The following is a 16,237-nucleotide window of genomic DNA, read 5'->3' as shown; positions in this document are numbered from 1 at the left end:
ATTACTCCAACTTATGGGGTTCAGTTCACCTGTGGAATTCAGTCCACAAGGCTTTTTTGCTGTGTTAAATAGTTGTCGCACCAGTAATCAACTTAACAGGCAAAACGTAATTTTTTTCCAACTGACAATCTGGATCATCAATGCGTTTCAACAATAAATCGATCATCATCGTTACGATATCAGTAATCGGCTGCATGATAGTTGTCAATTCGGGATGGTAGTTTTGGATGAAATTAGTCCCGTCATAACCAACTAAACGAATATCGGTTGGGATTTGTAAATTCAGCGCTTGAGCTTGTTGTTTAACTAACAAAGCTGTTAAGTCGTCGGTACAAAAAATACCGTCGATTTTTTTATTGGTCAATAATTCTTTGATTTTGAGACTTTTAATATTTGGCGATGAACTGAATGGCAATTCAATCAAATTGTAGGATAAATCATGCTTTTCCAAGACGTCTTTGAATCCAGTCAAACGAGAATTTGTTGGACTATTAGGACGATTAGAACCAGTGATGATTTGCGGATTTTTACTGCCACTACTGATCAACGATTGAGCAGCTAGTTGTCCACCCTGATAATTATCCGAACTGACAATAGGAACGTTGTCTGACAAGTAGCGGTCAAAGGAAATAATTGGTAGCCCGACCTTTTGGTATTCCTCAATTCCCAAATTGTGCGAACCGGCAATTATTCCGTCAACTCGATTTGCCATCAACATTCGCAAGTAATCTCTTTCCTTTCGAGCATCGTTTCCGGCGTTACAAAGAATCATTTTGAAACCTTTTTTGAACAGTTGGTCTTCAATCTCTTGCACCATTTGTCCAAAGAACGGATTGCTGACACCAGGTAAAATTACGCCAATCAATTGAGTTTTCTTACCTTTCAGTGAGCGAGCTAAACTATTGGGTTGATAATTGAGTTCTTGCATCGCTGAAAAAACTTTTGTCTTCGTTTTCTCTGATAAAGAACCATAATTGTTGATTACTCGTGAAACGGTCGTTGCTGATACCCCAGCTAGTCTTGCAATGTCATCTAGTGTCGCCATAATCTATCCTCTCAATAAATCTTCTTTAACCGCTGTTTTGTGATTGGTAAGTCAGATTCCACGAAGAATTTTTTTCCTTCTGGGAAAATTCTACCTGTGAAAACCAATTCGCCATTATTGACGTACAATTCAAAAACAGTATTATCCAAATACAAATCTACTTGTTTAATATCATTCATTACTTTAGCGCTTCTAGTTGTGCCAAAGTCAGTTGCAAAAGGAATTCCTGCTTTGGTGCGATTAACTAATATTTTACCATTAGGAGCATCGATAATTATTTTTATTTCCTCGTCCTTTTCAGTTGTGATAGCAATGATTCCCTCTAAACCACTGACTGTAGCTGAAATTTTTGTCTGAGGTGAAATTTCTTTTGAGTCGATAGTTGCTTCGACTAATTGATTGTTTTCCACTACTGGTTGTTGGTAAAGTCGTCCCCCCACAAGTTTTAGTTCTTTAACTAAGCTGTAACAATGTGCCCAGCCTTCGACATCGCTTGGATAAGTCGTATCAGGCAATCCAATCCAACTGATCGATAAAACCCGGCCGTCAGGAGCATTGAATGCTTGAGTTGCATAAATATCGAATCCTTCGTCTAAATTTTTGACAGTTGAAGGATTGATGAATTCAAATTTGTCCCAATCAAAACTTTCTCCGACCACATAGGCATTTGGATAAATGTTTTGATGCTTCAAAATGCCTTGGGAAATTCCTTGGGGACAAAAAATCAAAATTGGTTTATCATCGATGAAGACTAAATTCGGACATTCAATCATGTAACCCATTGGTTTATCAGTAAATTTCAATTCCGCCTTGTATGACCAAGGTCCCGTGACTTTTGGTGCTTGATAAACTAAGACGTGTCCAGTGTCATCTTTTTTTCTAGCACCTATCAAGCAATAATACTGGCCGTCGTGTTCAATAATTTGGGGGTCACGAAAATGATCAGTAAAACCTGATTTAACTTGATCAATTAATGGTGTAGCAATTTTTTGTAGCTGATTATTCCTATCTAACCAGGCACCATCTTGTTTAGGATGTCTGACCCAGTCTTTATCTCTGACATTTCCGGTATACATTAAGAATAATTTGTCATCAACAACGATACCTGAACCAGAATAAGCGCCGTGACTATCTTGAGCATCCCCAGGCAATAATATTGGCCCGTGATCTTGCCAATTTACCAAATCGTTAGAAGTTAAGTGGGTCCAATTTTTCAAACCATGCACTGGTCCGTAAGGAAATGATTGATAAAACAAATGCCATTGATTGTTAAAATAAGAAAAACCATTGGGGTCATTCATCAATCCGGTACTAGGTTGAATGTGATAACCCAAGCGCCAGTGAGAATTAGCAATATTATTTTTGATTTCAGCGATTTGTTTTGTAGACCAATCCTTATATGGTAAGTATCTTAATTTTGTCGTCCATTCTGTAATCATTGTTCTAACTCGACTTTCCTTGATTAGTTATCATTGTAACCGTTTTTATATAAAATTGTCAATCGTTTGACATTTAATGTAATGTTATTCCATTAAGCACTTTAAAAATCACTATTTATTGCATCAAAGTATTTTTGTTAAACGTTTGACATTTATGAAAAAGCATGTATTATTAAATTACAAAAAGCGCTTACATGAATTTTTAGGAGGAACGCATCATGAATCATGAACAAGTTGCTGATCGAGTAATCAAATACGTTGGCAAAGATAACTTAATTGCTGCCGCCCATTGTGCTACTCGATTGAGATTAGTAGTTAAAGATGTTAAAAAAATCGATCAAAAAGGTTTGGACAATGATGATGACGTAAAAGGTACTTTCAGTATCAATGGTCAATATCAAATCATTATCGGACCTGGGGATGTTGATAAGGTTTACGATTTCTTCATCAAAAAAACCGGCTTAAAAGAAGTCACACCTGACGACTTAAAGAATCTTGCCACTGACGGCAAAAAAGCTAACCCCGTAATGGCTTTAGTTAAACTTCTTTCTGATATTTTTGTACCATTGATTCCTGCTTTAGTCGCTGGTGGTCTATTGATGGCCTTGAACAATGTTTTGACCTCTCAAGACCTCTTTGGAGCTCAATCAGTTGTTCAAATGTACCCCGGCTTAAAAGGTGTTTCTGAACTGATCAACTTACTAGCTTCTGCACCATTTACTTTCATGCCAATTTTAATTGGATTCTCCGCTACGAAACGTTTTGGTGGTAATCCTTATCTTGGTGCCGCTATTGGTATGGCTATGGTTATGCCTAGTTTGGTTAGTGGTTATGACGTTGCCAACGTGATGGCTGCTGGCAAAATGACTTACTGGAATATCTTCGGTATGAACGTCGCTCAAGCTGGATATCAAGGACAAGTTTTACCTGTTCTAGCTGTTTCTTGGATCCTCGCTACCATTGAAAAATGGCTTCACAAACACATGCCCGCTACACCCGATTTTATTTTTACACCGTTAATTGCCGTTATCATCACTGGCTTGTTGACTTTCATCGGTGTCGGACCAATTATGAGAACATTATCCGATGCTTTAACTAATGGTATCGTTTGGATGTACAACACAACTGGCTTTATCGGTACGGCTATCTTTGGTACTTTTTACTCACCTATCGTAGTTACTGGATTGCACCAAAGTTTCCCTGCTATCGAAACTCAATTATTAACTAATATTGCCAAAACCGGTGGAGATTTCATCTTCCCAATCGCTTCAATGGCCAACGCCGCTCAAGGTGCCGCCTGTCTGGCTGTCTTCTTCATTTCTAAAAACGAAAAGCAAAAAGGACTTGCTTCTTCAGCTGGTGTTTCAGCTTTACTAGGAATTACTGAACCTGCAATCTTTGGTGTGAACTTGAGACTTCGTTACCCATTCTTCTGTGCCATGATTGCTTCAGGTATTTCTTCAATTATTATCGGTATTTTCCACGTTCTATCCAGTGCTTTAGGTGCTGCTGGAATCATCGGTTTCATCTCCCTACCACCTAAATCTTATCTACCATTCTTCATCAGTATCATTATCAGTATCGCCTTAGGATTCACTTTGACATATGTCTATGGTAAGAAATTCGACAAAGTAACGACTGCCGCCCCTATTTCTGAAGGTAAAGATATCGAAGTTGCTGACGAAATGATTGCTGCTCCCGTCAGTGGCGAATTGATCAACTTATCCGAAGTTAACGACCAAGTTTTTTCAGCTGAAATTATGGGTAAGGGTGCTGCTATCAAACCTAGTGATGGTAACGTTTATGCTGTAGCTGACGGAACTTTGACCGTTGCTTATGAAACTAAACACGCCTATGGAATTCAAACTGATGACGGTGCCGAAATTTTGATTCACTTAGGAATCGATACGGTTGATCTCAAAGGACAATACTTCAATTCCAATGTCACACAAGGACAACACGTCAACAAAGGTGATCTATTAGGAACTTTTGATCTACAAAAGATTCAAGCTGCCGGTTATGACACAACCGTTATGGTTGTTGTAACTAACAGTGCCACATATTCAGACGTTGACCGCTTGAACAAATCTGATGTCACTTCAGGTGATGACATCGTCGTTTTAACTAAACCAACACTTGAAGCAACTCCGGTTGCTACTGCTTAACCCTTCACAAATCAAATAAGCGCAAAAAAAGATGCCGATCTAATTTTCAGCATCTTTTTTAATTTTCCAAATTATGTCTAACATGATAAGCAAACTCATCACTGCGAGCAGTACTCAAAGTAAACTCAATAATGTGCTTTTGTTCGTCATAGGTTTTTCTTTCCAAATGCAAACACGGAGTTCCCGGTTTTAACTGCATAGACTCACAGTCACAATTACTGATAACATCGGCTGAGAAATACTCATCGGCGTAATCAATTTTTTCGTCAAATTCTTGTTCAAAGACGTCATACATCGAATCATTTTCTAGCATCTCTTTAGTCAAAGTTGGAAATAACTTTACTGGCAAGAAACTTCTCTCTAGCATCATCGGTTCATTATCAGCTAAACGCAAGCGCCTAACTTTAAACATTTTCTCGCCAATTTCCAAATTGAGATTTTTAGCAAAATAGGCATTAACATCTTTTTCTTCAAAACTAATAATTTTTGTACTAGGAGTTTTCCCTAACAAGCGCATTTGTTGTCCAAATTTATAACTACTACCGAGGTCACTTTGAAGATTGATTCGATTGACAAAAGTCCCCTCACCTTGAACGCGGCGGACTAAGCCAGTCGACTCCAAATCTAGCAACGCTAAGCGAACGGTATTACGTGAAACTTGATATTTATTTGCTAATTGTCTTTCAGAAAGTAATTTAGCATTAGCTGGTAATGTTTGAACATAACTAACCAATTGATCCAACAATTGTTCATGCAAAGTATTCATAAGCATTTTTCCTTTCTGACGCTAATTAAAGTGTATGGTCATACGAATACTTGTGCAAACAAAAGATACAATCAGTAACTGGACAAAACGTACAAAAAAAGATGAATCCACAATGGACTCACCTATGCTTTTGCCATGACAAACATATTTCCTTCGGGATCTTGGAAGTTAAAGGTCAAAACACCATTTACTTCACTGATTTCACTGGCACTCAAAATCTCCTCATGTAAGCGATAAAAATCTTCTGAGAAAAACATCAATGATGGCACAGTTTCAGGGATTTCTGGGGCATAAATGTGAATATAGTCTTTAGGAAAAATCGACAATTCCATTTCTGCAGAAACTTTAATGATGACATTTTGATAGCCACCATTCAAAGTTTGACGATCAGAGACTTCGCCACCAAACTCCATCGTCCAAAAATCAACACTCATATCAACATCATTGACATACAATACAACTCTAGTTTTCATTTATAAAATCCTTATCCCAGACAACGCCCATAGTCTTTTCACCTGTATGAACACTGATAGCTGGTCCTAAATGACTCTTGGAAACTCTAGCTTTAGGAAAATCTTCTTGAAAATCATTTGACCACTTATCTAGCATTTCACGATTGTTTGAATCGACAATCGTGATGTGTAAATTCCTATCTGGGTGTTCTTCTGTATATTTCTTAATTTCTGAAGCAATCATTCTATAAGCACGATGCATAGTTCTTTCTTTAGCAATCGCATAAATTTTACCATCTTTAAAGGTCAACAATGGTTTCACATTCAACAGACTACCGATGATAGCAGAGTGATTGCTCAATCGTCCAGTTCTACTCAAATGCTTCAAGTCATCAACTGCAAACAAGATATGCGTAGAAGCTCTCAAATCTTCTAATTTTTTGATGATTTCATCTGGTTCAACGCCTTGTTGTGCCAATAATCCTGCCATCATGACTAAATCAGCTTCTGCACCACTAGCTGCCATTGAATCGAACGGATAAACTTTAGCCTTGTCATAGCTCTTAACGAACATTCTCAAATTGTCCATAAAGGAAGTAATTCCTAATGACAAATGAATCGAAATAATCGTATCGTAGCCTTCATCAACTAGACGGTCATAGGCTTCTTGAATTTGTCCCATTGATACTTGAGAAGTTGTTGGCAATTCTTTTTCGTTACGTAAATAATCAAAGAATTCTTGATCGGTTAATTCTTCGGTTTCTTTGTACTGCTTGTTCCCCAAAATAACTGTAATTGGTAAAACAGTAATGTTATATTTTTTAATTTGTTCCGGTGTCAAATAAGACGCTGTATCAGTTACCACTGCCGTTTTCATTGGTTTCTTCCTCTTTTTTCCAGTATGGGCACTCATGCATATAATAATAACATTTTATAGGAATAATTAAATCTATACTACTTGTTTTAGTTGCTGGAAAGCGCTATCATTTTGTTAAGTAAATATTTAGTAAAAATGGAGAATGATTATGGATACGAAAGAAATTTTACAAGGCTATCAAGATATTTTTAACGAAACTGCTGAAAAACTCTTTTTCTCACCTGGTAGAATCAATCTAATCGGTGAACATACCGACTACAATGGGGGTAACGTTTTCCCTTGTGCTATCAGTTTGGGAACTTACGCTGCTTTTGGTAATCGAGATGATGAAACAATCCAAATGTATTCTGCTAACTTGCCAGACACTGGGATTATTTCCGTCACACTAGACGACTTAACTTATAAAAAAGAAGACAACTGGTCAAATTATCTTAAAGGGATGATTTACTTAATTCAACAAGCTGGTTATAAGATTGACCACGGCTTTAACATTTACGTTCATGGCAACTTACCCGATGGTGCTGGATTGTCATCTTCTGCTTCAATCGAATTACTAATGGGTAATATTTTAAATGACGTCTTCCAGCTTGGAATCGACCAAATTGATCTCGTAAAAATGGGCCAACAAAACGAAAATAAATACATCGGCGTCAACTCCGGAATCATGGACGAATTTGCCGTTGGTATGGGTAAAAAAGACCAAGCTATCTTACTCGATACTAATACAATGGAATATCACTATGCCCCAGTCGAACTCGGCGACCACGTGATTGTAATCATGAATACAAACAAGCAACGTGCTTTAGCTGATTCCAAGTACAACGAACGTCGTAGTCAATGTGAACAAGCTCTAGCTCTCCTTCAAACTAAATTAAATATCAAATCTCTGGGCGAATTATCAATCGACGAATTCGACCGCAATTCTTATTTAATCAACGATGATATTTTAATTCGTCGTGCTCGTCATGCAGTATTTGAAAATCAAAGAACTCTTAAAGCTATCAAATATCTAAAGGAAAACAACTTAACTGAATTTGGCAAACTCGTCAACGCTTCTCACATTTCACTCCACTATGATTATGAAGTAACTGGCGTTGAACTTGATACTTTAGTTGAAGCTGCTTGGCAACAAGATGGCGTTCTCGGTGCTCGAATGGTCGGAGCTGGATTCGGTGGTTGTGCGATTGCCTTCGTTCAGAAAGACCAAGTCGAATCATTTAAGAAAAATGTCGGCCAAATTTATCAAGAAAAGATTGGCTACAAAGCTGACTTTTACATTGCTGAAATTGCTGACGGACCAAGTGAAATCAAAATCTCTGAGGTGGAAAAATAATGTCCTGTGTTGACCAATTTGTCGATTTAATCGTTAATTCTGACAACGACTATCAAGAACTCGACAAAACTTATTTATATAATCGTATCTGTGCATTAGTTGGTGACGACAATCATCAAACCGATGATGATATAAAAACTGCTTTAATTAAAACAGCTATCAAAAATGGCAAAATTGAAGATAATCAAACTGCTAAGGAAATTCTCAATGATCAACTGATGGATTTCGTAACACCATTGCCTTCTAAAGTTAACGCTAAGTTTTGGAATCTTTATCAAAAAAGTCCCGAAACGGCTACTAATTATTTCTACAAATTAAGTCAAGACAATGACTACATCAAAGTCAAAGCGATTGCCAAAAATATTTCTTATCAAGTCAAAACTGATTATGGAAATCTGGAAATTACTATTAACTTATCTAAACCAGAAAAAGACCCCAAAGCTATCGCTCTAGCTGGCAAACAGAAACAAACTGGTTATCCTAAATGTCAACTATGTATGGAAAATGAAGGCTATTTAGGACGACTCGGATATCCAGCCAGAAGCAACCACCGTATCATTCGCTTTATCCTTGGTGGACAAACTTGGGGCTTCCAATATTCGCCTTACGCTTATTTCAACGAGCATGCTATCTTCTTAAATAAAGTTCATCAACCAATGATCATCAATCAACATACATTCAATAATTTGCTAGAAATCATTCGTATCTTCCCACAATACTTTGTCGGTAGTAACGCTGATTTACCAATCGTTGGTGGCTCAATGCTCAGTCATGACCACTATCAAGGCGGACGTCACCAATTTCCAATGATGAAAGCTAAAATTGATCGTGCTATTTCACTTCCAATAAAAGATGTTAAAGCTGGTATCGTCAAATGGCCTCTTTCAACAATTCGTTTAACTAGTGCTGACCCTGAACAATTGATTGCCGCTGCCACTTTGATTCACGAAAACTGGAAAAATTATTCTGATGAAACTGTTGACGTTAGAGCCTTTACTAAAGGAGTTCGTCATCACACTGTCACACCGATTGCTTACAAAAACGGCGAAAATTATGTTTTAGACATCGTCTTACGTGACAATCAAACTTCAAAAGAATTCCCTGACGGTATCTTTCATCCCCATCAAGATGTTCAACACATCAAAAAAGAAAATATCGGTTTAATTGAAGTTATGGGTCGGGCAATTTTACCAGCTCGCTTGAAAGATGAACTAAAAGAAGTTGAACGTTATTTACTCAAACAACCTAATCAAATGGCAGACTATCACAAGACTTGGGCTGATCAACTTCAGAAGAAATACGACTTCAATGAAGATAATGTATCAGAAATCGTCGACAAAGAAACTGGTTTAGTCTTTGGTCGTGTACTTGAAGATGCTGGAGTTTTCAAGTGGAACACTCAAGGTCAAAAGGCCTTCGATAAATTCATAGGAAGTCTTTCATAATGGCTACTTTACGAGATATTGCCAAAAAAGCTCACGTTTCTGCCGCTACAGTTTCACGAGTTTTAAACAACGATTTGACTTTATCAGTCACTGATCAAACACGGACTAATATTCTAAAAATTGCGACTGACTTAAACTATCAAAAAGCCAATCACAAGAATTCTCGTTTTCAAAAGCACATCGCCTTAGTTCAGTGGTATTCCGAATCAAAAGAACAAGATGACCTCTACTATATGACGATTCGTGAAGGTATCGAACAACAAGCTCCTAAATACGGCTTTGAAATATTAAGAATCTTTCACAATGACTTGGAACAAATTCCAAATGACATCGACGGAATCATTGCTATCGGAAAATTCAGTTCAGACCAAGTAATGACTATGAAACGAATCAGTTCCAATTTAGTCTTCATTGACGATGACCAATTTGCTAAGGGTTTTGATACAGTTTTACCTGATTTCAATTACGGTATTGAACAAGTTATTGACTACTTTGCTAGTCAAAATATTTCTGATATTGGTTTAATCTATGGCGAAGAAACTTCCACTGATGACAAACGAATCATCCCCGACTTTCGCTTCAATAGTTTTCAACAGGCTATGAACAAGCACAGTATTTTTAAAGCTGAACTTTGTTTCAAGGGTGATTTCACGAAGGAATCCGGTTATCAACAAATGAAACAAGCTATTAAAATGTTGCCCAATTTGCCAAAAGCCTTCTTCATTTCTAACGACCCAATGGCTAGTGGTGCCCTGAAGGCTCTGCAGGAAGAACAAATTTCTGTGCCTGACCAAGTTCAAATCTTTAGTTTCAATGACACTTCCATAGCTAGTCTCGTAAATCCTGAACTCAGCTCAGTCGCTGTGGCCACAATTCAAATGGGAGAGACAGCTGTCGATTCAATCCAAGATGTCTTAACTAACCCTCGACACGTTGCCAAAAAAGTCATTCTAGCTACAAAATTAGTCTTCCGCCAAAGTACCAACTAAGCAGTTTGATTGCTCCTAAAATACTTCTTCCTTACAATTAAAATAGAAATACTTTAAGGAAGTGATAACTATGATGGGATTTGCTAATTGTCGTGGTTTCGGTGGTGGTTTCATGGGTTCTGGATTTTGGTTCTATGGAATCATCATTCTATTAGTTGCTTTAGTTGTCTTGTACTTACTCAACAATAACCGCAATCATTCAAAAACTAGTGCCTTAGAAATTCTTGATCAAGAATACGCCAAAGGTAATGTTTCTGATGATGACTATCGCAAGAGAAAAGAAAATTTATTGAAATAATATAAAAGCAAAAAATAGCATCCATTCAAATATTGTCGTTTTGACTATTTTTGAATGGATGCTTATTTGTTTAGCCATAAAAATATAAAACTACTATCTAGTCCGGAATAGCAAAGAAAATTGGCTCAGTAGTGAAATTATTCTTAGCAACTTGTTGCTTAGAATAAGGCCGAGTTTTGAGATTTTGCGCACTTGGTTTATGCAAAAGCTCAAAATCGTGCCCACTACGTTCAAGCCAAATTTTCTTTGCTATGGAGGACGGAATGCTAAGATTAAAGTGTATCAAGGAGGCAAAATATGGGTTGGTTATGGACGCATTTAATTACTTGGATAGTCATGGCAATCATGATTCTTTTGGCATTATTTACTAATTCACACACAAAGATTTACGAAATGATCACGCGTGTTGGTTATATCGTTATCATCATTACCGGTATCAAATTAGCAATCAGAGCTTGGTCAGTTGAACCAATGCTATTGATTGTAAAAATAATTGTGGCATTAATATTTATTGCATTGGTTGAAATTGCTTTTGCTCAAAAAACTATCAATAAATCACTGATTTGGGCAGTCATTATATTTTGTATCGTCACTGCTTTAATCGGCTTTGCGCTTGCCGGATGGTATCCATTTGCTTAAAAAAGAACTATTAAATATATTCTCTCTAGGAGTTTAATATTTAATAGTTCTTTTTTAATTATTTTTTAAATAGGAAGTTGATCAATATTTTGTCGACTTGTTTATTCTCATGCAACTTGCTATGTGCTGCCATCTTACCGACGATTTTCTTTTCTTGATAAGACTTAGCACGTCCTGAAATTAAATACTTCAAAGACTTAGAAGAAGCATTGGTTACCGCCCCATCAGAATGAGTCCCGTCATCTTTATCACCATAAATATTTAATACTTTAATATTTTTAGGATAAGTCTTTCTCAAAGTTAATAATTCTTTATAGAAAGAATTCATTCGATCCGGCTTACCATTTTTATCAAGTGTTGTTTCATTAGGCTCATCATCCTCATCGATTATGCCATCAAAATGACCGGCAATATCGACGACTTTATTAATTTTAGGTAAGCCTTTCAAACCGGGATTGTCCAAAATATAGTAATTGATTGCCATATTTCCCATTGAATGTCCGACTAGATTAACTTTCTTACACTTGTAATCTTCCTGAACAACTTTGATAACATTTTTAGCCCACTGGCCTTGAGTGTGGTAATCGCCATTGCGACTGTTGTCAAAATTTACCTCAACGATAGGATTTTTAGCTTTTTTAGGAATTGAACCAATCATCTTAGCATAACCGTTAGGACTGACGTTAACACGCACAATAGTCTTCGTTACACCGGCTTTTTTAATAGCCCCAGTCATTTGTTCTTCAGCATGGTAACTGCTGGCATAGCCGTGAAAAAAGATGGTAGGAATCGATTCTTGGACGTACTTCTTTTTAGTAGCCGCTTGAGTCGAATTACTGAAGGTGAATATTCCACCAATCAGCAACAAAAAAACCATAATTATAGCAATATTTATTTTCTTTTTGCTCAAATTAAATCACTCCTAATCTATATCATCCCTATTGTACCCAGTTTTCATAATTTTGCTTAATCAAAAGAATCATTAAAAAAATTCCAATTTATCATTGACACTTTTTGGCATGTTAACTATTATGAATCTAATAAATTTAATAATGTTATTAATTTATTAGATAAAATTTAACAAAGGAGATATAAAATATGGCAAAAGCAGATGCAACAAAAATTGATTGGAACAATCTAGGTTTCAATTATATGGACTTACCTTACCGTTTTACTGCACATTGGAAAGACGGCGCATGGCAAGATGCTGGACTAACAGAAGATAGTACACTTCACATTAGTGAGGCTTCCCCAGTCTTGCACTACGGTCAAGCAGCTTTTGAAGGTATGAAAGCTTATCGTACTCCAGATGGCAAAATTCAATTGTTCAGACCCGACCGCAATGCTAAACGTTTAAAGGACTCATGTGAACGACTCTTGATGCCTGTTTTCCCAGAAGACAAATTCGTAGAAGCAGTAAAATCAGTTGTAAAAGCTAATGCTGACTTCGTACCACCTTATGGCAATGGTGCCACACTTTATATTCGTCCTTTGATTATCGGTACTGGTGAACAAATCGGTGTCCACGCTGCCCCAGAATACATCTTTACCATCTTCGCAATGCCAGTTGGTAATTACTTCAAGGGTGGACTTACACCAGTTAACTTCACTACTTCACAATACGACCGTGCTGCTCATAAAGGTACTGGTCAAAGTAAAGTTGGTGGTAACTATGCCGCTAGTCTTTATCCTGGTGCTAAAGCTCACGATAATGGCTTTGCCGATTGTGTTTACTTGGATCCAATCGAACATAAGAAGATTGAAGAAGTTGGATCAGCTAACTTCTTTGGTATTACTAAGGACAATGTCTTTGTAACACCTAAATCACCTTCTATTCTTCCAAGCATCACTAAATACTCACTACTTTGGTTAGCTAAGAACCGTTTGGGACTTGGCGCTGAAGAAGGCGACGTATATATTGATCAACTAGACAGATTTGCTGAAGCCGGTGCTTGTGGTACTGCCGCTGTTATCTCACCTATTGGTGGTTTGGAACACAACGGCAACCTTCACGTCTTCTACAGTGAAACTGAAGTTGGTCCTGTAACTAAGAAATTGTATGATACATTAACTGGAATTCAATTCGGTACTGTTGAAGCACCTGAAGGTTGGGTTCAAGTAGTAGAATAATAACTAATCAAAAAGGCCGCAGATTAATGTCTGCGACCTTTTTTCATATATTGTTAAGAAAAGTGAGGTAGTAGGATTCAAAACCACAGCCCTCAAATCCGAGCCCGTCCCCCTGGTGGAAACTAAAACAAATCGGATTCTTGTGCTTTTGAATCTCACAGGTAAATTGTATATACAAATTAACTATTTAAAACTTCTATTTTAATAAAACTTTCTATTAAATATTGGAATATTTTATTTTATAAAAAATGGTATATTGCGTATGTTTCGCTATTAAACAATGTATTTCAAATAGCAGATGAAATTTAGTCGGTAACAAAAGTCTTGTGATGGCTCAGCCGGCAAATTATTCTTAGCGATTTATCGCTTAGAATAAGACCCAGCTTGAAGACTTCGCCCGGTCTTGGGCTTAGCAAAGGCTCCAAGTGGCGTCGCCAGCGTTCCAGCCAATCACAAGACTTTTGTGGACGACGGCATATTTTTACCAAACTAAATATCTTTTATCCATTTATACATGCTAAAATATTACAGAACAAATAAAAGAAAGAAGGATTTAATAATAATGAAAATCTATTTTGCCAACGGATTGTTTGCTTTAGCTGACCGTATGTTTAACGAATATGTGGTTGAGAAAATCAGAAAGATGGACGGTAACATTGAGGTCTATCTTCCTCAAGAAAATGGCGACATTAATGACAAAATGAATTACGCTGATTCAATTAAAATTGCTCAAGAAGACAATAAAGAACTTCTTTCTTCTGATTTAGTAGTAGCTATCCTAGATGGTGACACAATGGACGATGGTGTAGCTTCTGAAATTGGTCTGGCCTTCGGTAAAGAAATACCTGTTATTGGCGTTTATACTGACCTACGTCAACACGGTTTCGAAAACCCTGAAAAGCTTGAGGCTGTTAAGACTATCGGAGAAAATCCTTTTGCTTATATCAACAATTACACAATCGGTTTGATCAAAATGAATGGTATGATGGTCAACAACATTGACGACATGCTTGAAGGAATTAAAAAATATTCAGAAAAATAATTAGTGTTTTTTGACTATTTTGTATTTCAATACGATTACGTACCTTTTACAGTTCAGTTATAACTAATTTACAGTTGGGTTATATTCAACATTTCTTGGTCTAGACGTTATATGATTATTTCCGTTGAGAAAAATTAATAAAAACAAATACAAGTTTTTATAATTCGGGGGAATCATTTTATAATGAAGATCAAAAAAATTGCAGCATCCATACTAACAGTTACAACACTTGCATTAATGGGAATCAGTACACAAACACAAACTGTTAATGCTGCAGTTGCATCAATCGATACTAGTAGTGTTATATATATTACAAATAACAATGGGGCACAACTTTACTCATTGTCAAATGATACAATGTCCACAACAAGTCGTAGCCTAGCTAACAAGTCAGCTTGGATTACAAACAAAATTACTAACGTTAATGGCGTAACATATTACCAAGTAGCCACAAACACATGGGTTGCAGCTACTGACCTATCTACTGAAGCTCCAGCAGTTTCTTTAGACAAAGATATGTACGTTAAGAATAATGGTGGTGTAAACCTCTATGATGCACCAAATGGTAACTATGTTGGCTCAGTAAATGGTGGCTCTACAGTCCACGTTTACGAAAGCAAAACTGATGCCAACGGTACTACTTGGTATGATGTTGGTAAAAGTCGTTGGATCAATGGTGAATACCTTTCAAACGACAACGTTAAACAAACTTTGACAATGTCTGCCACAGCTTACGATCCTGTTGTTTTAGGTTCAAACATGGGTTACAGCGGTGTTGCTGCCAACCTTTCAAAATTCCCTAAGGGTACACACTTAAGAATTACTGACGGTAGTGGTAATACTTATGACCGTGTTGTTAATGATACAGGACTATTCGCTTACAGCAATCCTAACCAATTAGACATCGCAATGCCTAATTCACAAGCATTACAATTTGGTCGTCAAAACGTTACTGTTCAAGTAATTGGCTAAAATTAAATAGACAAATAAAAAAGATTGAATCTGTGAGGGGTTCAATCTTTTTTTGTATGTTCAGTTTTTTCTTCAAAATCAAAAATATAGTGGAATAGAAATAACATCCCTATAACAAAAGCAATTATTGCAATAACTAACGGTGCAGTAATCATTATGCAAAGATCAATGATAACCAGGATCAATTGTAATAGCTTTTTCATGGCTACTCGCCTCTTTTAATATTTACCACATTTTACGGCGAGTTCTAGCTTTGACCAATGATTATTGCTTGAGATTGCTGATTTGTATATTTAAGCATAAAAAAAGAACTCCCACACTCTGGGAGTCCTCAGTTAGATATAAGTGGCAAGATGAAATTTACTGTAGTTTCATCAACTTTAAAACTTAAACATTGAATCTAAATTCTAAATCTTACTACTTGCAACATATCTTACTTTATTAACACATGTATATTGTTCAACTAATGGATCCTAATGCAACATGTATTGAGTTTGCGCGACTACTTTTTAGGTCGATCTTATGTTAACTTTTGGCACTAGTCCCAAAAATGTCGTTGAACTGTACTGACTCTAACTTTCATTTGCTTTGTACTAATCTTACCAAACTTCAGAGATAAAACTTTCTTAATCAAAATCATTCAGG

15 protein-coding genes are annotated in these 16,237 nt (G+C 36.7%); 9 read left to right on the top strand and 6 right to left on the bottom strand.

Features of this window, described 5'->3' with window-relative positions; translation table 11 throughout:
• Positions 1-64: 64 nt before the first annotated feature.
• Entirely contained in the window at positions 65-1,048 is a 984-nt protein-coding gene (locus G6534_RS01765; RefSeq protein WP_182083262.1) for a substrate-binding domain-containing protein, read from the bottom strand.
• 8 nt (positions 1,049-1,056) lie between these two features.
• Positions 1,057-2,484: a sucrose-6-phosphate hydrolase gene (locus G6534_RS01760; RefSeq protein WP_059075206.1), complete on the bottom strand. Its 1,428-nt coding sequence runs from the start codon at positions 2,482-2,484 to the stop codon at positions 1,057-1,059.
• A 218-nt stretch (positions 2,485-2,702) separates the two neighbouring features.
• On the opposite strand from G6534_RS01760, the gene G6534_RS01755 reads away from it, so the two are divergent.
• Complete coding sequence (locus tag G6534_RS01755) at positions 2,703-4,649, top strand: sucrose-specific PTS transporter subunit IIBC (RefSeq protein ID WP_182083074.1); 1,947 nt, start codon at positions 2,703-2,705, stop codon at positions 4,647-4,649.
• Positions 4,650-4,707: 58 nt separating this feature from the next.
• Here the strand turns inward: G6534_RS01755 and G6534_RS01750 are convergent, their stop codons facing one another.
• The 3 genes from G6534_RS01750 to G6534_RS01740 all read right to left on the bottom strand — a co-directional run bounded on the left by G6534_RS01750 (position 4,708) and on the right by G6534_RS01740 (position 6,744).
• Positions 4,708-5,415 carry a GntR family transcriptional regulator gene (locus G6534_RS01750; RefSeq protein ID WP_082667000.1) on the bottom strand — a complete coding sequence of 236 codons (708 nt, stop codon included), beginning with the start codon at positions 5,413-5,415 and terminating at the stop codon, positions 4,708-4,710.
• Positions 5,416-5,537: 122 nt separating this feature from the next.
• Complete coding sequence (locus G6534_RS01745) at positions 5,538-5,888, bottom strand: VOC family protein (protein ID WP_059075204.1); 351 nt, start codon at positions 5,886-5,888, stop codon at positions 5,538-5,540.
• A complete protein-coding gene (locus tag G6534_RS01740; RefSeq protein ID WP_059075203.1) occupies positions 5,878-6,744 on the bottom strand; it encodes a DegV family protein in 867 nt (288 codons plus the stop codon). The genes G6534_RS01745 and G6534_RS01740 overlap by 11 nt, the downstream gene beginning before the upstream one ends.
• A gap of 148 nt (positions 6,745-6,892) precedes the next feature.
• Between G6534_RS01740 and G6534_RS01735 the strand changes: the two genes are divergently transcribed.
• From G6534_RS01735 to G6534_RS01715, 5 genes are all read left to right on the top strand, one after another.
• On the top strand, positions 6,893-8,077 hold the full coding sequence (locus G6534_RS01735; RefSeq protein ID WP_059075202.1) for a galactokinase: 1,185 nt from the start codon (positions 6,893-6,895) through the stop codon (positions 8,075-8,077).
• Positions 8,077-9,522: a UDP-glucose--hexose-1-phosphate uridylyltransferase gene (locus G6534_RS01730; protein WP_182083073.1), complete on the top strand. Its 1,446-nt coding sequence runs from the start codon at positions 8,077-8,079 to the stop codon at positions 9,520-9,522. The genes G6534_RS01735 and G6534_RS01730 overlap by 1 nt, the downstream gene beginning before the upstream one ends.
• Entirely contained in the window at positions 9,519-10,511 is a 993-nt protein-coding gene (locus tag G6534_RS01725) for a LacI family DNA-binding transcriptional regulator (RefSeq protein ID WP_161936677.1), read from the top strand. The genes G6534_RS01730 and G6534_RS01725 overlap by 4 nt, the downstream gene beginning before the upstream one ends.
• 70 nt (positions 10,512-10,581) lie before the next feature.
• The gene (locus G6534_RS01720; RefSeq protein WP_082666999.1) at positions 10,582-10,809 is read left to right on the top strand and encodes an SHOCT domain-containing protein; all 228 of its coding nucleotides are present in this window, start codon (positions 10,582-10,584) and stop codon (positions 10,807-10,809) included.
• 297 nt (positions 10,810-11,106) lie between these two features.
• Positions 11,107-11,448: a DUF1516 family protein gene (locus G6534_RS01715; protein ID WP_059075175.1), complete on the top strand. Its 342-nt coding sequence runs from the start codon at positions 11,107-11,109 to the stop codon at positions 11,446-11,448.
• 58 nt (positions 11,449-11,506) lie between these two features.
• Here the strand turns inward: G6534_RS01715 and G6534_RS01710 are convergent, their stop codons facing one another.
• The gene (locus G6534_RS01710) at positions 11,507-12,358 is read right to left on the bottom strand and encodes an alpha/beta hydrolase (protein WP_059075174.1); all 852 of its coding nucleotides are present in this window, start codon (positions 12,356-12,358) and stop codon (positions 11,507-11,509) included.
• 188 nt (positions 12,359-12,546) lie between these two features.
• On the opposite strand from G6534_RS01710, the gene G6534_RS01705 reads away from it, so the two are divergent.
• The 3 genes from G6534_RS01705 (at position 12,547) to G6534_RS01695 (ending at position 15,592) form a co-directional block, all read left to right on the top strand.
• Positions 12,547-13,578, top strand: coding sequence for a branched-chain amino acid aminotransferase (locus G6534_RS01705; protein WP_059075173.1), 1,032 nt, complete (start codon positions 12,547-12,549; stop codon positions 13,576-13,578).
• Between the two features lie 562 nt (positions 13,579-14,140).
• Entirely contained in the window at positions 14,141-14,620 is a 480-nt protein-coding gene (locus G6534_RS01700) for a nucleoside 2-deoxyribosyltransferase (protein ID WP_082666997.1), read from the top strand.
• Between the two features lie 183 nt (positions 14,621-14,803).
• Positions 14,804-15,592 (top strand): SLAP domain-containing protein, encoded by a 789-nt coding sequence (locus G6534_RS01695; protein ID WP_059075172.1) that lies wholly within the window; start codon positions 14,804-14,806, stop codon positions 15,590-15,592.
• The last annotated feature ends 645 nt before the right edge of the window (positions 15,593-16,237 follow it).

It is taken from the genome of Companilactobacillus pabuli (assembly GCF_014058425.1).
GTDB lineage: Bacteria > Bacillota > Bacilli > Lactobacillales > Lactobacillaceae > Companilactobacillus > Companilactobacillus pabuli.
The sequence above is the reverse complement of the archived record's forward strand: the minus strand, read 5'-3'. Positions and strand labels throughout refer to the sequence as shown.